Source organism: Shewanella xiamenensis (assembly GCF_024971755.1).
GTDB classification, from domain to species: domain Bacteria; phylum Pseudomonadota; class Gammaproteobacteria; order Enterobacterales; family Shewanellaceae; genus Shewanella; species Shewanella xiamenensis.
Genome location: NZ_CP079718.1, coordinates 3,738,317 through 3,761,747 on the forward strand (window position 1 = coordinate 3,738,317; position 23,431 = coordinate 3,761,747).

The following is a 23,431-nucleotide window of genomic DNA, read 5'->3' on the forward strand; positions in this document are numbered from 1 at the left end:
TAGGCCTATCATCAGTAACAATTAATCGTCACCGTAACCTAAGCTTCGCAGGGCGCGTTCATCATCGGCCCAACCGGATTTAACCTTCACCCACACCTCGAGGAACACTTTGTTATCAAACAAAGTTTCCATATCAAGGCGCGCTTGTGTAGCGATGGTACGGATGCGCTCACCTTTGCTACCAATCACCATCCGCTTTTGGCCTTCTCGCTCGACGAGGATCAGGGCGTTAATTTGGTAAACCCCATTTTCCATCATCTTAAACTGCTCGATTTCAACCGTCGCATCGTAGGGCAATTCATCACCTAAAAAGCGCATCAGTTTTTCGCGGACAATTTCAGAGGCCATAAAACGCTGCGAACGGTCGGTCACATAATCTTCGGGGAAGAAGAATGGATTCTCGGGCAGAGACTCTGCCGCCATCTCTAAAATACGTTTAACGTTGGTGCCCTTACTGGCAGAAATCGGCAGGATCTCATCGAAGGGATACTTCTTGGCCACTTCTTCCAAATAAGGGAAAAGGGCTTCTTTGTCTTTTATATTATCGACTTTGTTGATGGCTAAAACAGTTTTACGCTCTTCACCGCCGCGGCGAAGTTTGCTTAACACCATCTCATCATCGGCGGTCCATGTCATACCATCGACCACAAAAATCACCATAGACACATCGGCAAGCGAGCTCGCCGCCGCGCGGTTCATTAAACGATTAATCGCACGCTGCTCTTCAATATGCAGACCGGGTGTGTCGATAAACACGATTTGGCGCGGACCATCGGTATGGATACCCATGATGCGATGACGCGTCGTTTGCGGCTTTTTCGAGGTAATACTGATCTTTTGCCCAAGCAAACGGTTCAGCAGGGTCGATTTCCCCACGTTAGGCCGGCCAATAATAGCCACCATGCCACAGTAGGTCACATCATAGTGAACAGACGGCGCTGCTGCGCTCGCTGCATTCATCCTTGCCAGTAATTCGTCTAAGCTCGGCTCATTGCTCGCGTTAGCGGCATCGACAGCTGGCAAGTCTGTTTTTTTGGTCATTTCTTCAGTAACTCCAATACTTGAGCCGCGGCAATCTGCTCGGCTTTGCGGCGTGAGCTCGCAACGCCAATCACGCTTTCGCTCAAGTCATCTATACGACATTCAACGGTGAATGTTTGATCGTGGGCATCGCCTTCTATGTTGATTACTTGGTAATCGGGTAGCGGCTTCTTTAACCCTTGTAAATATTCTTGCAGTAAGGTTTTAGCGTCTTTTTGATTCACACCGGGTTGAATCTCGGCCAAACGCTCGGCATACCATTTAAGCAACAGCTCACGGCACACTTCGAGGTCCGAATCTAAGTAAATCGCACCAATAATCGCCTCAACCGCATCGGCCAGAATCGACTCGCGTCGAAAACCGCCACTCTTTAATTCGCCAGGACCGAGAAATAAATAATCCCCAAGTTTAAAGGCTTGAGCAATCAAGGTCAGCGTATCGCCACGCACTAAAGTGGCGCGCATCCGGCTTAAATCGCCCTCAGTCGCCTTAGGAAACTGATGATATAAGGCATCCGAAATGACTATCGATAAAATCGAATCACCTAAAAATTCTAAACGCTCATTGTGCTTATTTGCCGCACTTCTATGAGTCAACGCTTGGGTTAGAAGGTCAATATTCTTAAACTCATAGCCCAATGTACGACACAAACGCGGCAAATTTTTAATCGGTTCCATACTAGTGAATTCCACCTACACGTTCAAAGCGCACACCGCTTGGTACCCAGGTTGGCAGGAAGTCGGCTTTTGAACGGTCAAACTCAAAACTGATCCAGATAGCCACCGCTTTACCGACAAGATTTTCTTCAGGGACAAAGCCCCAGAAACGGCTGTCGGTACTGTTATCGCGGTTATCACCCATCGCAAAGTAATGGCCTTCGGGAACAAGAAATTCACCCGCGGGTAAATTGCCATCACGCTTGAAATAACCCAACATATCAGGACGGCTTGGATTAATTAAAATATCGTGTGCCACTTCACCGAGTTGCTCTTTATAACGCAGTAAAGGCACACCATCTTGGCTGTAATCACCACGGCTGATTTCGGTACGCGCCACCAGTTCTGGCTCAGGGCAATTAGTTTGCTCCGCGCCACAGGCCTTTTGGATCATCAACTGCTTGTTACGGTAGATAATCCGATCGCCCGGTAAACCTACAACACGCTTAATGTAATCAACCTGAGGATTCTCTGGGTACTTAAAGACAATCACATCACCACGTTTGGGCTCGCCCGTTTCAATCAGTTTAGTGCGCCATACGGGATCTTTTAGGCCATAACTAAACTTTTCAACCAGAATAAAATCGCCCACTAATAGCGTTGGCATCATTGAACCCGATGGAATTTGAAATGGCTCATAAATAAACGAGCGCAGGATCAGCACAAAGGCAATCACCGGGAAGATAGAGTGCGCAGTCTCAACCACAGTGGGTTCACGGATAATATTGTATTCGGCTTCCTCAGTTAAATTGGCCTGAGAAGCCTTGGCCAAGGCTAAGCTTTCACGGCGTTTAGGCGCAAATACCAGCACATCGACTAACCAGATCACCCCTGAAATCAGAGTGACTAGCACTAAAATAATGGAAAAATAGGCTGCCATTACGTATTGAACTCCTGCCTTGAAATGTAAAGATCTAAACTCAGCGACTATTGTATTTCGACTCGCGAACTTTAGTTAACTTACCGCATTTATAAAAAAACACCACAAAACATACGATAAGCTAAGTAAAGCGCCGCAAACTGCGGCGCAATAATAGCTAAATTGTGTTATCTCGAGTGTTACTCGTTTAGCTTAAGTACCGCTAAGAACGCCTCTTGCGGCACCTCAACGTTACCCACTTGTTTCATCCGTTTTTTACCCTCTTTTTGTTTATTTAAGAGTTTCTTCTTACGGGAAACGTCACCACCATAACACTTAGCTGTTACGTCTTTGCGTAACGCTTTTACGGTAGAACGGGCAATAATCTGGCTACCGACCGCGGCTTGAATCGCGATATCAAACATCTGCCGCGGGATAAGCTCTTTCATCTTCTCAACCAACGCCAAACCACGGTGACGAATATTCGAACGGTGAATAATCATCGCCAGCGCATCCACGCGGTCGCCGTTGATCAGAATATCTAAGCGCACCATGTCCGCCGGATCGAAGCGGATAAAGTTGTACTCTAATGACGCATAACCACGGCTAGTTGATTTTAAGCGGTCAAAGAAGTCCATCACCACTTCCGCCATTGGCAGATGGTAAGTCACGGCCACTTGATTACCATGGTAAACCATATTCACTTGAGTACCGCGTTTTTCGATACACAGCGTAATTACGTTACCTAAGTATTCTTTTGGTACCAGAATATTGGCTTCAACAATCGGTTCACGCATCTCTTCGATGTTGTTAATTGCAGGTAAATCTGCTGGATTATCAACATAGATAGTCTCACCACTGGTCATCAACACTTCATAGACTACCGTAGGTGCGGTCGTGATGAGGTCAAGATCGTATTCGCGCTCTAAACGTTCTTGAATGATTTCCATGTGGAGCAGGCCTAAATAACCAATACGGAAACCAAAGCCTAACGCAGATGAACTTTCAGGCTCAAAGAACAATGAGGCATCGTTCAGGCTGAGTTTGTTCAGTGCATCACGGAAGTTTTCATATTCATCGGTAGAAATCGGGAACACACCAGCATAAACCTGAGGCTTCACTTTTTTAAAGCCGGGTAATGGCTTATCGGCACCATTTTTAGCTAGTGTTAAGGTATCACCCACTGGCGCACCGTGAATTTCTTTAATACCTGCGATAACGAAACCTACTTCACCGGTTTTTAGCTCGGTTTTATCGGTTTGTTTTGGCGTGAAAATACCGACACGATCTGCGGTATGGTTTTGCCCTGTAGACATCACCTTGAACTTATCACCCTTCTTGAGCACGCCATGTTTAATACGCACTAAAGAAACAACGCCTAAGTAGCTGTCAAACCACGAGTCAATAATGAGGGCTTGCAACGGCGCATCTGGATTGCCTTCTGGCGGTGGAATTTGCTCGACGATAACCTCTAATACATCATCAATACCCACACCAGTTTTTGCAGAACAACGCACCGCGTTCATCGCATCAATACCGACGATGTCTTCAATCTCGGCGGCAACACGCTCAGGATCAGCCTGAGGTAAGTCGATTTTGTTCAGGATAGGTACCACGTCCAGATTCATATCCAGCGCAGTGTAACAGTTTGCCAGAGTTTGAGCTTCAACGCCTTGACCAGCATCCACCACAAGCAGCGCACCCTCACAGGCGGCTAATGAACGAGATACTTCATAGGAAAAGTCGACGTGACCAGGGGTGTCAATAAAGTTGAGTTGGTAGGTTTCGCCATTTTTGGCTGTATATTCCAACGTAACGCTCTGCGCCTTAATGGTAATACCGCGCTCACGTTCTAAATCCATAGAATCAAGAACTTGTGCATCCATTTCACGGTCGCTTAAACCGCCACAAACCTGAATAAGACGATCTGACAGCGTCGATTTACCATGGTCGATATGGGCAATAATTGAGAAGTTTCTAATGTGTTTCATTATGCTGCTATGACTAATACTGAAAAATGGATACGGTTCAAAGGTGGGAAATTGTACCTGATTGCGGATTCAATACCAATCAGATTCACTCATAGTTGTCTTTATGTCGAAAAATGCCGCCCTCAGCAAAAGTTTATTGTCTAATTGAAATCAATAACAACATGAAATCAAACAGATAATTTATCTAAACTGATCCCTGTGCCTAAATAAGCTAAAATCACAGGTTGCGAATCTACTTCAAGCTGTTTTGCCTTACGTTTTCCAAAGAACCAAGCGGCTAACGCGCCTAAAGCAGCAAAGCCTATCGCACAGAGATCCGAATTGATTACTAACAAACTAGCAAAAAACTGCCCTAATAATCCACCCGCAAATAAGCCGAAGAGTGGCGTCAAATAAACCAAGGCAGCCGCTTTCAAGATGACACTCTCAGGTAGCCCCAGCTTTAGCAGTTCACCAACCTCACAGGCACGTTCACTCTGAATAGAGAATTGCTGTGTCTTTGCAGAAAAAGCCTGTGCAACAGCAGACGTCCCGCAGGACTCACTGCTACTGCAACTCTTGCAGGTGCTTTTAAGCTCGACCTCAACGGTGAGCCAACCTTGATTATCACAGGCGACAACCCGCGCCACTTCTTCCATCATGATGAACCGCTCTATTTTAACATCAAACTTTTCGCGATACGGGCTAAGGTCTCAGTTGGCACTTTACCCACAGCCACCACTTCAGCATTACCGACTTTTTCTGATACTAAAGATAAGCCATTACGCGTAATTAACTCTTCAGGCAATGGCGTTGCTCCAGCCCGAGCAACATAAATAGAAATATTGGCTAAGCCATCAGTCAAGGCAATATATTCAACCGCCTCGTGGCTACCAATCAAACGGTGATGATCACGCACTACTACGCTAAATCCAGCGGGGAGCCAAGAAAACTGCCAATTTTGTCCATCTTGACGTTCAGCCTGATCGATCACAGCAGGCCATTCTTGCTTGTAGGCTTCCTGTAGAATCGATGGTGGCTCGCTAAATTCAATTAATTCAATCACCATTAGTTGTTCAAGCAATTGCTTATCTTGAGTCAACATGTCATATCTGAGTGGCAAATAGGTGTCCATATCTAACCAGATTTGGAAACCATATCGGTATTCATCATTAGGCAACAAGCGGATCATTTGCCCTGGACGCCCAGCAATGCGAGTGCGGCCACCTAATACAAATTGATAACCCACTTCTAAATCGCTCATTTTTGATGAGAAAGCCGCAGGCCACACGCCCTGAATATGATTAGAGATGATACTGTATGCGGGTTGGTCATGTTCGATAAAGGTGACTCTATTGCCCACTCTTACCGCATTTTTGGGAGGACCGTTGAGGTACTCAAGAAACGCAACTTCTTGATTATTCACCTTACCGTGAAGATAAACCAAAGGCCGAATATGGTCGGCCTGAAGTTGTATAATCGATGCTTTAAATTCTTTCTCTTTTAAAGCCTGACTCATTTTCTCAAGCCAGACTTTGGCAGGCATATCTTCCTGCGCCACAGCAGGAAATACCAAGGCTAACAAAGCTAACAGGATTAGACGCAAGCTAACTCCTTACTACTGATTGACAGGAACGGGAATAACCTCGCTATTGTCTTCTACAACGGCCCCCGTATTCAATCGTTGTTGTAACATATGATCCTGTATATACGTATTAATTCGGCGACGTTGCTCGTTCATTTGGTCATTAGTGTAGCTCTGATTTTGTTGAACAGGCCCCGTCTGTAAGCTCACTGGCGACGCACTACCCATCAGAGGACGAGTAACAAGCACAGGTGATGGCGACGCGGCATCATCATCGCTTTGATTAACGTTTTGCACGCCGACAATCGCAAACATTGCCACGGTCGCAGCAATGGCATACTGACCAAACTGCTTAAATAGTGGCACTACGCGGTTTTTATCCGTTGTAACTTGTTCAGTAACGCCTATCGGAGCCTTGGCTTGGGGCGAGACAATGGCAGGCTCAAGCTCAATTGCAGCAGCAATACTTGCACTAAGGTCTAACGCCATAGTCTGGGGTAATTCACCCCGCATAGCATCACCTATCAAATGATAGTTACGCCATTTATTATGTGAATGCGTATCGGCAGCAAGTTCTGCCATCGTCTGCACATCTGTCTCTCCATCGACAGCGGCTGATACCCATTCTTGACCTAATTTATCCATTGTTCACCTGTCTAAATTTAAGGGTTTCTTAAAATAAGAATTTAGGCTTCCAGCAAAGGCTGAAGCTTTTTATCAATTGCCTCACGGGCACGGAAGATTCGAGATCTTACCGTTCCAACAGGGCAATCCATGATGATGGCGATATCTTCGTAACTCATCCCATCGAGTTCACGCAATGAAATCGCCATACGTAATTCTTCAGGCAATGTTTCTAATGTTTCGAAAACCACTTTCTTGATTTCATCCGATAACATTAGTCGCTCTGGGGAGGCAAACTCCTTTAGCGCATCACTACCTTCATAATATTCGGCATCCTCGGCATCGACATCATTTGCAGGCGCTCTGCGCCCCTGTGATACGAGGTAATTCTTAGCCGTATTAACGGCTATGCGGTACAACCAGGTATAAAACGCACTTTCACCACGAAAGTTTGGCAAAGCTCGATAAGCTTTAATAAACGCTTCCTGTGCTACATCAGCAACGTCGGCTTGGTTACGCACGTAGCGTGAAATCAAGCTAATCACTTTACTCTGATATTTAAGCACTAACAGGTTAAAAGCGTTTTTATCTCCCCGTTGTACGCGCTCAACTAATTGTTGATCACTTATTTGTCCACTCATCCGAGCCGACTTCTCCCAAATCTAAAATGCTGATTTCTCAGTCGCTCGAATCATATTCACTTATGTAGACTCGCGTGCTTTGAAAAAGTTCTAAGAATTATACAAAAAAAGTAAGGTTAAAAGGAAAGTACCCATAATTCGTCAGTTGGTTTACCATAGATGGTACTCTCAGTCATAGCATGATACCCGATGAAACAAGTAGTTGAACACCAATCTGACATATTAGTCATAGGTAGCGGTGCCGCAGGTCTGACACTAGCTTTGCATCTTGCTGAAAAAGCAAACGTAATTCTGCTTTCAAAAGGCCCTCTCTCGGAAGGGTCGACATACTACGCGCAGGGCGGTATCGCCTCCGTCTTCGATGAAAGTGATACTATCGAATCCCATGTAGCCGATACATTAGTCGCTGGTGCTGGTTTGTGCGATAAAGAGGTGGTGACTTTTACCGCCGAAAACGCCAAGAGTGCAATGCAATGGCTAATCGAATGTGGCGTGGCTTTCGATAAAGAAGAAGCCACGGGGAACAATGCTAAAGATGCCCCTTATCACCTTACCCGCGAAGGCGGCCATAGCCATAGACGCATTCTACATGCTGCGGATGCAACGGGCAAAGAGGTGCAGACAACACTGCAAGAACGCGCCCTAGCCCATCCAAATATTCAAGTTTTAGAACGCTATAACGCCATCGACCTTATCACCACCCGCAAATTAAATCGCCCCGGTAATCGCGTGTTAGGTGCCTATGTGTGGAACCGAAATGCCGAGCAAGTTGAAACCATCAAGGCTAAGTTTGTCGCTTTAGCCACTGGCGGTAGTTCTAAGGTTTACCAATATACTTCAAATCCCGATGTGGCTAGTGGTGATGGTATTGCGATGGCATGGCGTGCAGGTTGCCGCGTTGCCAACATGGAATTCAATCAATTTCATCCAACCTGCTTATACCACGCTGATGCCCGTAACTTTTTACTTACCGAAGCTCTACGTGGTGAAGGTGCCTATTTGCGTCGCCCTGATGGCAGCCGCTTTATGCCAGACTTTGATGAACGTGCAGAGTTAGCTCCCCGTGACATTGTTGCCCGCGCTATTGACTATGAGATGAAACGTCTCGGTGCCGATTGCGTGTATCTGGATATCAGCCATAAAGATGCTGACTTTGTAATGAAGCATTTCCCGACGATTTACAGTCGCTGCTTAGAACTCGGTATTGATATTACAAAGGACGCTATTCCGGTCGTCCCGGCAGCCCACTATACCTGTGGTGGGGTGATGACAGACTTACATGGTCAAACCGATCTCAATGGTCTCTATGCCATTGGTGAAGTCGCTTATACAGGCTTGCATGGCGCCAACCGCTTGGCAAGTAACTCGCTGCTTGAGTGCTTGGTATTTGCGCGGGCAGCCTCCCAAGATATTGAGAGTCAACTGCATAAAATCCCCTTACCAGGCCCAATTCCCGCATGGGATGAAAGTAAAGTTTCTAATTCTGATGAAGAAGTCGTTATCGCCCACAACTGGCACGAACTGCGCCTGTTTATGTGGGACTATGTGGGTATCGTACGCTCAGATAAACGCTTAGAGCGCGCACTGCGCCGCTGCTTGATGTTGCAGCAGGAAATCCAAGAGTATTACAGCAACTTCAGAGTCAGTAATAACCTGCTTGAACTGCGTAACTTAGTGCAAGTGGCGGAACTCATTATTCGCTGCGCGATGGAACGTAAAGAAAGTCGAGGGCTGCACTATAATATTGACCATCCTGAAAAGTCAGCTTCTCCACTACCGACCATTTTGCAACCTGAAAAATAAGCGGATAGCTTAACTTAAACGCTTTTAACGGGCTAAATCTTAACAAGGATTTAGCCCGTTTGTTATTTAGACGGTGTGAAAGTCGCATCACTCACAGTTCAGATTCAGATTCAGATTTAGATTAAATTGGTTCGTGTTGGCTCACCGCCTGAGTTTTAACTTTAAGTAATAGTCGGCACAAGTGGCGATAATCTGTATCATTAAACATATCCGCCCATAGAGGTAAGAGATGCAACTTATTTGCAGATTGATAGTAAACCAAGCAGATAAACGGCGTTACCCAAGTTCTTTGCAATACGTGAAACGCCTCTCCCGTTGATAGCCAGCCTTCTCCTTGACCATTAAGCTCAAAACGGCAATGCCATTTCCTCAGTTGCCATAACTGAGAGCACAAGAATCCCAATATTAAGACGGCGAATATAGCCCTCAGTCCATGTAGTACTGCGGTATCCGTTTCTGGCCAGAGAAGTAAAGAAGTGCTACAGACACAAACAAATACGACCAACGAGAGACGTTGGTCAAAGGAGGCTTTTACACTAAAACTATGGCGCAGCTCGGCCACGGACTTGCACTACCATGCGGGCAAGCTCAGGATCAGGGCAAACTTCATGACCCATAAACCATGCAAATAATTCAGGATCTTCACACTCGAGCAAACGAATAAACAGGGCTTTATCTTCATCAGACAAATCCTGATAAACATTCTCAACGAAGGGCTGGAACAAAACGTCTAATTCGAGCATTCCGCGGCGACATGCCCAACGGACCCGTGCAATGTTCATTAACTCCAAGTTAATCTCTCCCAAAACAAAATTCGCCTTAGTCTACCAGTTCAATCCATGAAGTGTCGATGCAAGCGTTGTTGAAACACAAGTTTAATACTGCTTAACTTGAGTATCTAATCCGGCAAATAAATCACTAAAATCCGTTTCTAGGAGGCGTTTAACCGCAGGATGCTGGATCATCCGTTCGGCAAACATAACGTGATACTCTTCTTTCACATCTAAGGTTTCACCGAGTAAATGCATGCCATGGGAAATCACTTCTTGGGGATAAATCGATGGCATGACAAAGATACCGCGCTTAAGGTAACCAAAAGCCTTCATCATGGCCGCATCATCAAACTCACCTAAAATACTCACGTTAAGATTTTGCTCATCAAACCAACGATATAGTTGCTGACCGAGCGAAGTTCTACGACCGGGGATCAATAGCGGCCCTTGCTCTAAACAGGCAGGAAAATCCGCACTGTAAGCTTCGGCAGAAAAGAAACTCACACCACACTCACCCAGTTTTTTCGATAGAATTTCGGGATATTTAAGTGACTCGCCCGCACAGTCTGAAAGGATCATATCGAGTTTATGCTCGCGTAAGCGAGACATTAAGCTTTCATGGGTCGCCTCATAACAGGCAAGGTGCATAGAGCCATCATTAGGAACAACCGAGAGCAACACTCTACTTGATAAGGCTTTCGATAAAGCATCAGCAATCCCAACCTCAAATAGAATAGCGTCATCTTTTTGATAGTTAAGTAAATCGAGCATCTCATAACTGAGAGAAAACATTCTATCGGCATAACGAAAGACGAGCTCTCCGAGCTCTGTCGCTTCTAGATTTCTGCCGACACGTTTAAATAAGCTACCGTTTAGCCTGTCTTCTAAGGCGCGGATTTGCCCAGTAATCGTTTGTGGAGCTAAATAAAGGGCTTCTGCAGCTTTTGCCACAGAGCCCTTTTTCTTAATCATCCAAAAATAGTAAAGATGGTTGTAATTGAGATGGAGCATCGCCAATGAGCTTCCTATTAGGGATGCCACAGCATCTATGCTGTGGCATATCGGGTAGCAATGACCCAGCTTAACAAATAATGAGTCAATATCGCTATTTTAAACGCTGGCAATCCAATAAGTTAACAACGATTCCTTGAAGTTGCTCTAAATCTGCGGCAGTACCAGTGCTAACCGCTTCAGTCACCCCAGAGACTAAACTGTCACGATCAGGAATTCGACTAGCACAATAAGTACGGTTTGCTTCTTGGAAACGTTTACCGCCACGGTATTTTAATGCTCTAGACTCGTAACCATTGGTTTCAAGCCTCGCGCCTAATGCCTCAGGTTTAAACATTAATGCCCCATCAACTATCCCCTCAAGATAGCTTTGGCAGGTTTGTGATGCGACATCTTTGTTGCAGGCATCAATTTGCGAAGCCATGGCACTTGAAGATAATGCTAACAATGCAGCAACTCCCACTAATTTCATATTTATCATAGTTATACTCCTTTTTTTGGTAACACTTTTGATAACCAGAAATACCCGATCAAGGCTGCGAGAATTGAGCCAATCAAGGTGCCAAGGCGTGCTAAATCGCCGAACATAGGGTCTGCCTGCTCAAATGCCAACGAAGCAATAAACATCGACATGGTAAAACCAATCCCGCACATCGCCGCCACGGGTGCGATCTGTTTCCAACCGATACCATCAGGCAACTGTGCCAACTTAAGCTTGACAGCAACAAAGCTAAACAGCATCACCCCTATCGGTTTACCTAACATTAATCCCAACGCAATCCCTACTGGCACTGGGGAAATAAGCGTATCTAAGCTCATGTTTCCTAAAGCGACTCCGGCATTAGCAAAGGCAAATACAGGCAGGATCAGGAAGGTGCTCCATGGGTGTAAACTATGCTCTAAATGCTCAGAAGGCGAACTACCATCTTTTGCCCGAAGAGGAATACAGAAGGCAATAATGACACCCGCTAATGTGGCATGAACACCTGACTTGAGCACTGCAACCCATAGGATAAGCCCTAATACGCCATAGGGTGCTAATGAAGTCACTCCTTTACGGTTTAAAGCAACTAAACCAACAATCGCAATACTGGCAATGATTAAACTAATGGTTGATAAATCTGTACTGTAGAAGAGGGCGATAATCACAATAACGCCTAAATCATCAATAATGGCTAATGCCAGCAGAAAGACCTTTAAAGCAACGGGTACGCGGCTACCTAGCAACGCCATGATCCCCAAAGCAAAAGCAATATCCGTCGCTGCAGGAATTGCCCAACCCGCTTGAGTGATAGGATCACCATAGTTAAATAAAAGATAAATTCCCGCAGGCACTAACATGCCACCAATGGCAGCAAAAGTTGGCAGAGAAGCCTGTGCCACACTCGATAATGCGCCTTCGAGTAGCTCGCGCTTAACTTCTAAACCAATCAGCAAGAAAAACAGCGCCATTAGACCGTCGTTAATCCACAGCAACAATGGCTTATGCAGATCGAGTGCACCGACACGCACCTGTACTTCAGTACCGAGAAAACCTTGATAGAGTCCCGCGAGAGGAGAATTGGCCATCAACATGGCAAAGGCAACGGCAATCAATAAAAGGATGCCGCCTGCAGACTCTTGGCTTAAAAAATTTCTAATCGCTTTTTCCATCTTGCACTCCCAAAAATCATAATAGATTGAGTGTAGACGAAGAAAATGAACAAGTATAATCGTTAGTTTCGACAAAACACCTCGGCTATTCCGAGGTGTTGGTCGATTAATTCGCCATTAAACGGCAACAGGCGCTTTAATATGTGGATGTGGATCGTAGTGGGTCAGTTCGAAGTCTTCGAATTGATAATCGAAAATAGAAGCAGGTTTACGCAAAAATGTCATGGTGGGTAAAGGTCTTGGCTCACGGGTCAACTGCAACGCAGTTTGCTCCATATGGTTGGAGTATAAATGTGTATCGCCACCCGTCCAAACAAAGTCACCTAAGGCTAAATCACATTGTTGCGCAACCATCATCGTCAGCAACGCATAGCTGGCGATATTGAATGGTAAACCTAAAAATACATCACAACTGCGTTGGTACAACTGGCAGGATAATTTGCCGTCGGCGACATAAAACTGGAAAAACGCGTGGCATGGCGCCAGTGCCATTTTATCCAGCTCGCCCACGTTCCATGCAGAGACAATCAAACGGCGCGAGTCGGGTTGCGATTTAATTTGCGCAATGACCTGCGAAATTTGATCGATAGCCTCACCACCTTGGGTCGGCCAACTGCGCCACTGTGCACCGTAAACAGGGCCTAAATCGCCGTTTTCATCGGCCCATTCGTCCCAAATACTGACCTTATTGTCACGCAGATAAGCAATATTGGTCTCCCCTTTCAGGAACCACAATAGCTCATGGATAATCGAACGCATATGGCACTTTTTCGTTGTGACTAAAGGAAAACCCTTACTCAAATCGAAACGCATTTGATAGCCAAACACCGAGCGAGTCCCCGTACCTGTACGGTCTGATTTATCCACACCTTCGGCTAAAATGTGTTTCATCAAGTCTAAATACTGCTGCATTACTGCTTACCCTCTGGACGAAGAATTAAATATAAACCGAAGAGGATCATCGGCACTGAGAGGATCTGCCCCATTGTCATAAAGCCCCAATAGAGGCCTAACTGTGCATCAGGTTGCCTTACCGTTTCGACAATCACGCGGAAAATACCGTAGCCTAGTAAGAACATACCCGATACTGCGCCGACTTTCTTAGTACGTTTACTGAACCAATAAAGGAGCAAGAATAATGCAACACCTTCAAGAGCAAATTGATAGAGCTGTGAGGGATGGCGTGGTTCTGGTCCACCGCTTGGGAACACCATAGCCCAAGGCACATCAGTCACGCGGCCCCATAACTCACCATTAATAAAGTTACCGATACGGCCGGCCCCAAGACCAATAGGCACCACGGGCGCCACCATATCCGCCACGGCAAAGAAGGTACGCTTTTGCTTCCAAGTGATATAAATCATGGCGGTAATCACCCCAATCAAACCACCGTGAAAGGACATGCCGCCTTCTGAAATTTTAAATAAATACATTGGACTAGCGAGAAAATAATCAAAATGATAGAAGAGCACATAGCCAATACGACCGCCTAATATCACCCCTAGGAAGCCATAAAACAGTAAATCGGAAACCTGCTCTCTCGTCCATAAACCATTGGAACGGTCAGCCTGACGATTGAGTAACCACATCGCCGCCACAAAACCCACTAAGTAAGTAAATCCATACCAACGCAGCGCAGGTTCAAAGGTTTGTCCAAAAATATCAAAGGGACCAAACTTCACGATCACAGGATCGATATTGGGAAAATTCAATGCCATAACTTATCCATCAACAGCCTCAAATTGAGGGCTAAAAACTAAAAATCAGCTCAGAATTAATTTGAGACCGACACAAAGGAGTAAAAGTGCAAATATTTTTTTAAGGACTGGGGTGGGCCAAGTGCTTGCAGCCTTCACACCAACCGGAGCCATTAAAATTGAGGTTATGATTAAGCCAAATAACGCCGGTAAATAGATATAGCCTAAGGTACCATAGGGCAATTCAGGGGCATTCATGCCCGCAATAATATAGCCGAAACTGCCAGAAAGAGAGATTAAAAAGCCCATCGCAGCAGAAAAACCCACGGCTTGACGCATCTGTAAACCATAAAAAGTCAAAAATGGCACTATCAGTATACCGCCACCTATACCTGTCAAACCGGCCAAAACCGCAATCAAAGCCGATACAACAAAAAGCACGACTGAATTAGGTAATTGGCGATTTGATTCGGCTTTTACGGGATAAGCCATTTGAATTGTCATTAAAATCACAAAGATGGCAAAACCTTTCTGTAAAGCATCAGCAGGAATACGCTCAGCAATAAAACCTGAAGCCAGCGCGCCTATAATCAGGCCCGGTAACATTGATTTGAACAATTCCCAAGGCACATTACCGCGCTTATGGTGGGCACGTGCCGATGAAATAGAGGTAAGAATAATGGCGGCTAGCGAAGTGGCAATCGCAATATGAGGTAGCTGCGTAGAGCTAATACCGACCGATGGCAAAATATAAAGCAATGCAGGCACGACAATCAAGCCGCCGCCGATACCTAATAATCCTGCCATAAAACCGACAAACGCACCTAACGCCAAGCAAATAAAGAACACCAACAACAAACTATCCACACGAATACCTACAGCGTGATTAAGTGAAGCCTTAGCTTAAAGCAAAAGGCACGATTAGTTAATTAAGAATTGTGGCTAATCCTTGCTGAGTAAAATATTCTTTAACCAGCTCACGCACTTGGAAACCGTTAGATAGGCTTAACGCCTGCGCGAGTAACTGTGCTAAATCATCACCAGAGACTCGGCGCAGCAGATAGTTAATTCGCGCTAAACTGCCTTGGTTCATACTCAATTGGTTGTATCCCATCGCCACAAGCAAGATCGCGCCCATGGGCTCGCCAGCCAACTCACCACAGATACTGATATCAAGATGATGATATTCACAATCTATTCTTGCCTGATGTAAGGCCCGCAAAATCCCCGGATGATAACTGTCAAATAATGAACTGACCCTCGGGTTATTGCGATCGACTGCGAGTAAATATTGGGTTAAATCGTTACTCCCAACTGACACAAAATCCACTCTCTTTGCCACTTCATCTAACTGATATAGCATTGCAGGCACTTCGAGCATTATGCCAATACGCGGCATTTCGATATTGCTGTTGACATCATTTTTGAGTTCAATATAAGCCTGCTCTAAGTAGGCTAACGCTTGATCGATTTCATCTAAATTACTGACCATGGGTAACAAAATGCTTAACTGCTTGCCTTCTGCGCCAGCCTGTAACATGGCCCTTAACTGCACAAGAAACAGCTCAGGGTGATCCAGTGATAGTCGAATACCACGCCAACCGAGGAAAGGATTGTCTTCTTTAATAGGGAAATACGGCAAAGGCTTATCGCCGCCAACGTCTAAGGTTCTCATTACTACAGGGCGACCCGAAGCCGCTGAGAGTACCTGTTGATAAACCTTTACCTGCTCGGATTCACTCGGAAAACGCTGCTGCAACATAAAGGGGATTTCAGTGCGATATAACCCAATACCATCTGCCCCTTCGGCAATTTCCGAGGCGACACCACTGAGTAATCCCGCATTGAGATAGAGTCTAATTCGCGTACCATCAAGCATCACAGAAGGCAGCGCTAGCTCCTGTGCGTATTGGCGCTGCAACGCTTTTTGCGCCGAAATCAAACTGCGGTATTCGCTAACAATTGCAGGCGATGGCGACACCATAAGCTGCCCACGGCTGGCATTGACGACTAACAGCTTTTGATCAATATCAGCGGAAAGCAACTGTTCAACGCCTGTAATCGCAGGTACACCAAGCGCCCGCGCTAAAATCGCCGCATGGGAGTTAACGCCACCGAGCTCGGTCACAATCCCGGCTAATTTTTGCCGAGGAAATTCAGCCAACATTGTAGCATCGGCTTCTTTCGTCACTAAAATTACAGGTTTATCAGGTTCATGCTCTAATCGCTCAGGCTCAATCAATTGCCTTAGCACCTTTTGCCCCAAATCGCGGATATCACTCGCCCGCTCCTTGAGATAAGGATCTTCCATCGCCAAAAACTGCTGAATATAACGCAACGAAACCCGGCTCACCGCCGATTCAGCCTCCCAGCCCTGCTGTACTTCACGGGTATATTCACCACCGAGGCTGGCATCATCGAGTAGTAACTGTAAGGCATTGAATATTGAGGCGACCTCCTCATCCTGTTCTCGGTCGAAACGCTGAGATAGCGCACCAATCGCCTCTTTACAACGCCCCATTGCCGCGACTAAACGGCTGGATTCAAGGGCAATGTCCTCGCAGCGCACATCGGGCTGTTCGAGGGAAATCTCCCCACCGAGCACTAACGCGTGTGCAATAGCGATCCCACTGGATGCAGATGTCCCTTGGAATAAAATCTGTTGATGGAGTGAACTGACCTGCGCCTTTTGTTTTAATCCTCGGATCGCCATCGCAAGCTGCGCAGCCAAGGTCATTAAAAAGGCTTCTTCGCCTTCACTAAATTGCCGTGCACTAGCTTGCTGCACCACAATCACACCCACAACCGCTTTTTGATAAATAATAGGGACAGCTAAAAAGGCACGGTATTCTTCTTCTGCAACCTCAGGAAAGAGCTTAAAGCGCGGATGTAAACGTGCATCGGCTAAATTCACCGCCTCCTCACGCTCGGCAGCTAAGCCCACCAAGCCCTGAGTTAAAGGCATGCGCACTCGACCGACAGCACTCTTTTCGAGACCATCGGTTGCGGATAAAACGAGTTCTTGCTGCTCTAGGATATAGACCGAGCAACATTGGGTTTCCATCGCAGACTTGGTCGATGAAACTAGGACTTCTAATGCGGTTTCTAAGCTGTGGGCAGAAGCCACAGCTTGGGTAATATCCCTGAGCGTATTTAACACTGTTTTCAATCCTCTTTTGAAAATCAGCCCGTTGTCTTTTGTCTTACCCGCTTCCTCGGTATTTCCTGGGTTTGGAATGACAATGCCGTTACCGCAAATTCTTTCATGACCTTACGATAAACATCACGCTTAAATGAGACAACCTGCCGCACCGGATACCAATAACTTACCCAGCGCCAATCGTCAAACTCAGGGTGGCCTGAAGAACTTAAATTAATCGCACTATCTTGGCTTTTGAGTTGTAACAGAAACCACTTTTGCTTTTGGCCAATACACACAGGCTTACTGTCCTGTCTCACTAAGCGTTTAGGTAAACGGTATCTTAGCCAAGAGCGCGTCGAGGTTAATATAGTGACATGCTCGGGTTTTAAGCCAACTTCCTCATACAATTCACGGTACATAGCCTCTTCGGCCGATTCACCATCATCTACACCGCCTTGGGGAAACTGCCATGAGTGTTGTCCAAACCGTCTGGCCCACATGACTTGGCCATATCTGTTACAAATTATTATGCCCACATTTGCGCGAAAGCCGTCGCTATCAATCACATGGACTCCAAATAAGGATAAATTTTAATAAAGCGATTGTTTCACAAAGCCCGTCTCTCAGCAAACCTCTATTTTCAGCTTATCTTTGGATAAATAGTTTCAACTTACTACTTTATCAACAACTCATCGACTTAATCTAAGGGGATATCCACATTTTCTGTGGATATCTCTGTTTGAAACTAGGGTAAACTAGGTATATCGTTCAAAAAACAACAAATAGAATATACATCACAACGCATACCACATCAAAAAAATAACCTATAAATCATCAAGATAAACCTTAATAATTTACAAGATATCTATCAAAATACACAAACGCTCACTTTTTAACCTAAAATAAATTCTATTATTTAATTAGAGTAATCCTTAAATGTTATACACAGAGCACACCCAAAATTACCCACATTCCTATTTAAAATGCCACTTAATACCATTGACTCAAAGATTTTATTCAGTTAAAGGCACACGCATTGTGAGTTATCCATAATATCTGTGGATAAATATGTGAGAAACGCAAGGGAAAGCCGAGAGTAACTTTGAACACTTTAACTGACCTCTGCCGTAAACCAGATAAAAACAATATAAATCAAATGCTTAAACACAAAAACCTAGCAGTGTACTTATTCTTTTTTTAATGCTCATTTTTTGACCTTGGTTGCTAAGCAGTTATTTTCCAGTAAAATTCGCCTATGAAACCTATTATTCCCCCTCAAAATCTGAGCGAATTGCTCGAACGCGCTAATATGATGGCCGGCGTATCTTTGGCGCAAATTGCTGCCCATCGCGGCATTCATGTCCCCGACAATCTGAAACGCGATAAAGGTTGGGTAGGACAACTCATTGAAATGGAATTAGGTGCGATAGCAGGTTCGAAACCCGAGCAAGATTTTCTTCACCTCGGAGTAGAGCTAAAAACTATCCCCATTGATCATCAGGGCAAACCACTAGAAACCACCTATGTGTGTGTTGCACCGCTGACCAATATAGAAGGATTAACTTGGCAAGACAGCTTAGTGTGTCACAAGTTACAACGAGTACTGTGGGTACCAGTAGAGGGGGAGCGACATATCCCTGTGGGTGAACGCAGAGTTGGCACACCGATACTGTGGCAGCCCGATCTACAAGAGCAAGCATTACTGCAACAGGATTGGGAAGAAATCATGGAGCTGATTGCTCTTGGTAAAGTCGAAAATCTCACCGCTAGGCACGGTGAAGTTCTCCAATTACGCCCTAAAGCCGCTAATAGTAAGGCATTGACTCAAAGTATTGCCGAGGATGGCAGCCTCAAAATGACCAATCCTCGCGGTTTTTATCTCAAGACCGCCTTTACAGCAATGATATTAAATAAAGTGTTTGGTTAAATTTTCGTAGCTATATAGCGTTGTATTGATCCAGATCACAAATATCACTGGCACTCTAGTGATGATTTTCTATAAACTACGGCATCCTGAAATATATGGCCGTATTCGGATACAAAACCCGTTGTGAGAACTCGTAGACAAGCGAAAAAACTTCTTTTTGCGATATTAGCTTGGGCGATAGCCATGGCTGCATTCGTGTTTTTTCGATATGCCCAATCACCAGAACTGCCGCAATGGGCTGTAGGTTCGGCTGATCTCGCGACACTCGCTGTCTATATGGGGATTATTTTTGGCAGCTTACACTGGATGTCCAATCTGATAGCTGATTTTAGCGCTATCAATCGCCTACCTTATATCTTCTCAGTCATTTTTAAAGGATTGTTCCTGTTATTGGGTGCGACAACCTTAGCTTATATGACCCAATTTCTAAATATGTGGGCCATTGAAAATCACATGTCGACCCTTAGACAAATGCTTACGGCGCATATTCTCTATAGTCCCTCATTCCAAGCCTTAATTGTTTATTTAGTCGTTGTACGAGTGAGCTTAGCCTTTGTTGAGCAGATGGGGCTTTTAGTTGGGCCACGTATTTTACTCAATATTGGTTTAGGCAAATACCATAAGCCAAGATACGAACAGCGTTTATTTCTTTACTTAGATATGGTCGCCTCAACAACTCATGCTGAATCTCTTGGCGATTATCGCTTTAGTCGCCTAATCCAAGATAGTTTTAGCTTACTTTCAGATACTGTGAGTAATAACGAAGCTGAAATCTACCGCTATATGGGTGATGCCGTATTAATCCATTGGCCCTTAGAGGAAGGTGTTGTGCACGACCGCTGCATGAATATCTATTTTGAATTTAGCCAGCAATTAAATTGGCAGAGACGTTACTTTGAAGAACACTATGGTTTTGTGCCTAAATTTAAAGCGGCGGCTCACTGTGGGCAAGTCGTTGCTGCAGTTGTTGGTGTTCAAAAACAAGAAATTAGCTTCTTTAGTGATGTGCTAAATACGTTAGCGAGACTGCAGGATCAATGTAATCCCTTAGGACAGCGTATGTTGATCTCTGGCGCCTTAGCGGGACGACTCGATAATCCTAACAGTGAGTATCGTTTGACTAATCTGGGCCCAATTAAATTAAAAGGGAAACAACACTCGATTGAAGTGTTTGGTGTTTCCCCTTTATAAACCTCACCAAAAGCAAAAATACTCAGTGATTATGCGGTTTCGTTAGCTAACAATTTTTGGATCAATAAACCTAGCGTACGGAAAGTTAAAATTCGGCTGGTTGTTTGTCGCCATACTAAACCGATATCGCGATATGGCGCTTCACCTGGCGGAGTCATTACCACCAGATCGGTATCATTCAAAATCCCTGCATCAATCGCCATTTGCGGTAAGAACGTTGTGCCCAGTTTGCTATTTACCATTTGTACTAAGGTATGCAGACTCGTGGCAGCAAAAGGATTGACTTTAGCACTGTCGCCCAACTGACAAGCAGTAATGGCATGGCCAGTAATACAATGCTCGCTCTGCAACAGAAAAATACTCTCATCAGGTAATGTCTGATAATCGATCGGCTGATGAATTCCCCCCACTAAATCTTTGTGGATAACCATCTTAAAGGGATCAATACCTACCTTCATGCTGTGGTAGCCACTGGTATCAACGGGTAGAGCAAGAATGAGTATATCTAACTCCCCTTTACCCAACGCATCGAGTAAGCGCTCTGTTGTATCCTCTTTGAGTAATAGGCTCATCGCGGGATAAGCGTGTTGGCACTGTTTGACAACGCGGCTGAGTAAAAATGGAGCAATGGTAGGAATACAACCTAAGCGGATATCCCCCGTCATAGGCTCACCTTGGTTTTTAACCAATTCAACCAAATCATCTACATCCGTGAGGATTTTGCGAGAACGTTGCACTACTTCCTCACCAATAGCGGTGAACATAAAAGACTTGTGATCCCGTTCAATTAACTGGTGGCCAAGCTGTTCTTCAAGATTCTGAATGCCGCTTGACAGAGTCGATTGGCTGACAAAACACACCTTAGCGGCGCGATTAAAATTCTGCTCTTGATGAAGATTCACCAAGTAATATAGATTCTTAAGGCTAGGTAAATTTTTCATTTTATCGATTGCCACTACGGTTATGAATTAATAAATTTAATCAACTCTAGCATAAGTTATCAACTAAAACGCGGCTAAATTACTCAATAGTGTGAGCAAAATCGATTTTCAATCAAGGTAAAACGCATGAGGCGACTCAGAATACAGGAGGGAAAAGCAAAAGAGGGGATAAAACGAGAAGGAAGAAGTTATCGAGGTGCAACCTTTACGCCGCACCTCGCAAACCAAACTAGGCTTTAGCCTGTAAGAATTGCTTTAATTGCTGCAGATCGGCACTCGCAAATTCAACAATTTGCGCGACCCAAGTTGCATGTTCAACTTCCCAACGCGCTTCTTCGCCATGCTGCAGTAATTGGGCAATTTGCTGAATACGTTTTAAGCCAACTGAACCCGCTGCACCTTTAAATTTGTGGGCCTCTGAACATAAAGTGTCCTTGTCAGCAGCTTCGTTAGCCTTTACTAGATTCCCAACATATTCAGGCATTAATTGCTCAAATAACACCACGCTCTTTAGCAAAGTACCGGCACCAATCGCGCTGCAATACTGTTCTAACGTATTGAGATCTAGAATTGTCTCTAATTCAACTGTGGCCATCTAGGCCTCCCTTAAGTAGTCCAATGCTTAAAACAAATTTATGACATGATACCCACTAAAATTGTCAGCGCAACTTATAGCAGCATTTGTGGTCAAAAGATGTTTTTATTAACAAAAAATCAACTATATCAAATACTATTAGCGATAAAAAATTACCAAATGAATCCATTCAGCAAATATGGACATTATGGTCGCGCTAATGCCGCCCCTTGTCCACCCTTACTCGCAAGATCCTCAACAATCGCCACTAAGCCATTCCAACGATAACCACACCAATCGGGTGCCAGCAGTATCGGTTTTTTCGCATAGGCGGTCACCCGATGAAATATCACCTCTTTCGGTGTATGCCGAACCAGTTCGCCGACACAAGCCGCATACTCCTCAATACTGAGCAAAGGTAAGCGCCCTGTGCGCCAAGCTTTTGCCATAGTACTGCCCTCAACCACATGTAATGGATGCAGCTTTAAACCATCTACGCCCTGCGTCAGCACGGCCTGAAGGGTCGCCATGTAATCGAGACGAGTTTCACCGGGTAAACCTAAGATAAGGTGAGTACACACCTTTAAACCGCGGCTTCTCGCCCGCAAAACGGTATCGCAATAACAGGCAAAATCATGGCCACGATTAATCTTGTGTAGCGTCTTGTCGTTGGCGGTTTGTAGCCCAAGCTCCAACCACACATCAACGCCTTTTTGCTGGTAACTTGCTAGTAAATCTAACACATTATCTGGCACACAGTCAGGACGAGTGCCAACACACAGGCCCACAATCTCACTGTCTTTGACCGCCTCATCGTATTTAGCCATCAACACTTGATACTCATCATAAGTGCTCGTATAAGCCTGAAAATAAGCGATAAACTTATCCGCATTCAGCTTGGGTTTCGCCTCTTTATAACGGGCTTTCCCTTGTTCTAGCTGCTCACTGATGCTAAGTGTTTCCGTTTGCTGATAACTAAAGGACGCCACGTTGCAAAAGGTACAACCACCACGTCCAAGCGTGCCGTCACGGTTAGGACAAGTGAATTTGGCATCTATGGTGAGCTTGCGTAATCGCTCACCGTATTTAGCCTTACAAACAGCACCAAATGTGTTTACGTATGCATCGAGCCCCATTAGCTCGCCTGCCATATTTCATGTCGTTTCATTAAAAATAACCAAGATAAAATCACAAGAAAGAAGAAATAATGATGTGTGTATAGACGAAAAAACTCATGATAAACAAAGCGAGCACACTTTTCTTGGCGGTAAATCAAACTCTCA

24 protein-coding genes are annotated in these 23,431 nt (G+C 45.0%); 3 read left to right on the forward strand and 21 right to left on the reverse strand.

Annotation, left to right across the window (positions count from 1 at the left end; genetic code table 11):
• Positions 1-21: 21 nt before the first annotated feature.
• From era to rpoE, 8 genes are all read right to left on the reverse strand, one after another.
• Positions 22-1,041, reverse strand: a complete 1,020-nt coding sequence (gene era / locus KXJ80_RS17575) for a GTPase Era (protein WP_011623597.1) — start codon at positions 1,039-1,041, stop codon at positions 22-24.
• Positions 1,038-1,718, reverse strand: coding sequence for a ribonuclease III (rnc, locus tag KXJ80_RS17580; RefSeq protein ID WP_088585904.1), 681 nt, complete (start codon positions 1,716-1,718; stop codon positions 1,038-1,040). The genes era and rnc overlap by 4 nt, the downstream gene beginning before the upstream one ends.
• A gap of 1 nt (position 1,719) precedes the next feature.
• Positions 1,720-2,637 (reverse strand): signal peptidase I, encoded by a 918-nt coding sequence (gene lepB / locus KXJ80_RS17585; protein ID WP_088585905.1) that lies wholly within the window; start codon positions 2,635-2,637, stop codon positions 1,720-1,722.
• 179 nt (positions 2,638-2,816) lie between these two features.
• Positions 2,817-4,607, reverse strand: a complete 1,791-nt coding sequence (lepA, locus tag KXJ80_RS17590; protein ID WP_037415595.1) for a translation elongation factor 4 — start codon at positions 4,605-4,607, stop codon at positions 2,817-2,819.
• 167 nt (positions 4,608-4,774) lie between these two features.
• Entirely contained in the window at positions 4,775-5,248 is a 474-nt protein-coding gene (locus tag KXJ80_RS17595; protein WP_037427577.1) for a SoxR reducing system RseC family protein, read from the reverse strand.
• 11 nt (positions 5,249-5,259) lie between these two features.
• A complete protein-coding gene (locus tag KXJ80_RS17600) occupies positions 5,260-6,192 on the reverse strand; it encodes a MucB/RseB family sigma factor regulatory protein (protein WP_037427579.1) in 933 nt (310 codons plus the stop codon).
• A 12-nt stretch (positions 6,193-6,204) separates the two neighbouring features.
• Positions 6,205-6,816: a sigma-E factor negative regulatory protein gene (locus KXJ80_RS17605; RefSeq protein WP_218738167.1), complete on the reverse strand. Its 612-nt coding sequence runs from the start codon at positions 6,814-6,816 to the stop codon at positions 6,205-6,207.
• Positions 6,817-6,857: 41 nt separating this feature from the next.
• A complete protein-coding gene (rpoE, locus tag KXJ80_RS17610; RefSeq protein ID WP_037415584.1) occupies positions 6,858-7,436 on the reverse strand; it encodes an RNA polymerase sigma factor RpoE in 579 nt (192 codons plus the stop codon).
• Positions 7,437-7,625: 189 nt separating this feature from the next.
• Between rpoE and nadB the strand changes: the two genes are divergently transcribed.
• The gene (gene nadB, locus KXJ80_RS17615; RefSeq protein WP_037415581.1) at positions 7,626-9,239 is read left to right on the forward strand and encodes an L-aspartate oxidase; all 1,614 of its coding nucleotides are present in this window, start codon (positions 7,626-7,628) and stop codon (positions 9,237-9,239) included.
• Between the two features lie 121 nt (positions 9,240-9,360).
• Here nadB and KXJ80_RS17620 read toward each other — a convergent pair whose 3' ends face one another.
• From KXJ80_RS17620 to rppH, 10 genes are all read right to left on the reverse strand, one after another.
• Positions 9,361-9,801, reverse strand: coding sequence for a protein YgfX (locus KXJ80_RS17620; protein ID WP_259474477.1), 441 nt, complete (start codon positions 9,799-9,801; stop codon positions 9,361-9,363).
• Positions 9,782-10,030, reverse strand: a complete 249-nt coding sequence (locus KXJ80_RS17625; RefSeq protein ID WP_139122633.1) for an FAD assembly factor SdhE — start codon at positions 10,028-10,030, stop codon at positions 9,782-9,784. Before KXJ80_RS17625 ends, KXJ80_RS17620 begins: the two co-directional genes overlap by 20 nt.
• Positions 10,031-10,114: 84 nt before the next feature.
• Entirely contained in the window at positions 10,115-11,023 is a 909-nt protein-coding gene (gene nhaR, locus KXJ80_RS17630; protein WP_069455412.1) for a transcriptional activator NhaR, read from the reverse strand.
• 94 nt (positions 11,024-11,117) lie between these two features.
• Complete coding sequence (locus KXJ80_RS17635; protein WP_037415577.1) at positions 11,118-11,504, reverse strand: hypothetical protein; 387 nt, start codon at positions 11,502-11,504, stop codon at positions 11,118-11,120.
• Between the two features lie 2 nt (positions 11,505-11,506).
• Complete coding sequence (nhaA, locus tag KXJ80_RS17640) at positions 11,507-12,676, reverse strand: Na+/H+ antiporter NhaA (RefSeq protein WP_037415576.1); 1,170 nt, start codon at positions 12,674-12,676, stop codon at positions 11,507-11,509.
• 117 nt (positions 12,677-12,793) lie between these two features.
• A complete protein-coding gene (gene thyA / locus KXJ80_RS17645) occupies positions 12,794-13,588 on the reverse strand; it encodes a thymidylate synthase (protein ID WP_218738166.1) in 795 nt (264 codons plus the stop codon).
• Positions 13,588-14,394, reverse strand: a complete 807-nt coding sequence (gene lgt / locus KXJ80_RS17650; protein ID WP_037415571.1) for a prolipoprotein diacylglyceryl transferase — start codon at positions 14,392-14,394, stop codon at positions 13,588-13,590. The genes thyA and lgt overlap by 1 nt, the downstream gene beginning before the upstream one ends.
• A gap of 45 nt (positions 14,395-14,439) precedes the next feature.
• A complete protein-coding gene (locus KXJ80_RS17655) occupies positions 14,440-15,240 on the reverse strand; it encodes a sulfite exporter TauE/SafE family protein (RefSeq protein WP_037415568.1) in 801 nt (266 codons plus the stop codon).
• Between the two features lie 58 nt (positions 15,241-15,298).
• Positions 15,299-17,533, reverse strand: a complete 2,235-nt coding sequence (gene ptsP / locus KXJ80_RS17660) for a phosphoenolpyruvate--protein phosphotransferase (RefSeq protein WP_218738165.1) — start codon at positions 17,531-17,533, stop codon at positions 15,299-15,301.
• A gap of 23 nt (positions 17,534-17,556) precedes the next feature.
• A complete protein-coding gene (gene rppH / locus KXJ80_RS17665; protein WP_037415562.1) occupies positions 17,557-18,081 on the reverse strand; it encodes an RNA pyrophosphohydrolase in 525 nt (174 codons plus the stop codon).
• Between the two features lie 689 nt (positions 18,082-18,770).
• Between rppH and mutH the strand changes: the two genes are divergently transcribed.
• Together mutH and KXJ80_RS17675 are read left to right on the forward strand one after the other, a co-directional pair.
• Positions 18,771-19,442: a DNA mismatch repair endonuclease MutH gene (mutH, locus tag KXJ80_RS17670; protein ID WP_218738164.1), complete on the forward strand. Its 672-nt coding sequence runs from the start codon at positions 18,771-18,773 to the stop codon at positions 19,440-19,442.
• A gap of 183 nt (positions 19,443-19,625) precedes the next feature.
• Positions 19,626-20,633 (forward strand): adenylate/guanylate cyclase domain-containing protein, encoded by a 1,008-nt coding sequence (locus KXJ80_RS17675; RefSeq protein WP_211164521.1) that lies wholly within the window; start codon positions 19,626-19,628, stop codon positions 20,631-20,633.
• 29 nt (positions 20,634-20,662) lie between these two features.
• Here KXJ80_RS17675 and oxyR read toward each other — a convergent pair whose 3' ends face one another.
• From oxyR to mnmL, 3 genes are all read right to left on the reverse strand, one after another.
• Complete coding sequence (oxyR, locus tag KXJ80_RS17680) at positions 20,663-21,574, reverse strand: hydrogen peroxide-inducible genes transcriptional activator OxyR (RefSeq protein WP_050991326.1); 912 nt, start codon at positions 21,572-21,574, stop codon at positions 20,663-20,665.
• A gap of 229 nt (positions 21,575-21,803) precedes the next feature.
• The gene (locus KXJ80_RS17685; RefSeq protein ID WP_037415552.1) at positions 21,804-22,169 is read right to left on the reverse strand and encodes an Hpt domain-containing protein; all 366 of its coding nucleotides are present in this window, start codon (positions 22,167-22,169) and stop codon (positions 21,804-21,806) included.
• Positions 22,170-22,354: 185 nt separating this feature from the next.
• Positions 22,355-23,284 (reverse strand): tRNA modification radical SAM protein MnmL/YtqA, encoded by a 930-nt coding sequence (mnmL, locus tag KXJ80_RS17690; RefSeq protein ID WP_218738610.1) that lies wholly within the window; start codon positions 23,282-23,284, stop codon positions 22,355-22,357.
• Positions 23,285-23,431 lie beyond the last annotated feature (147 nt).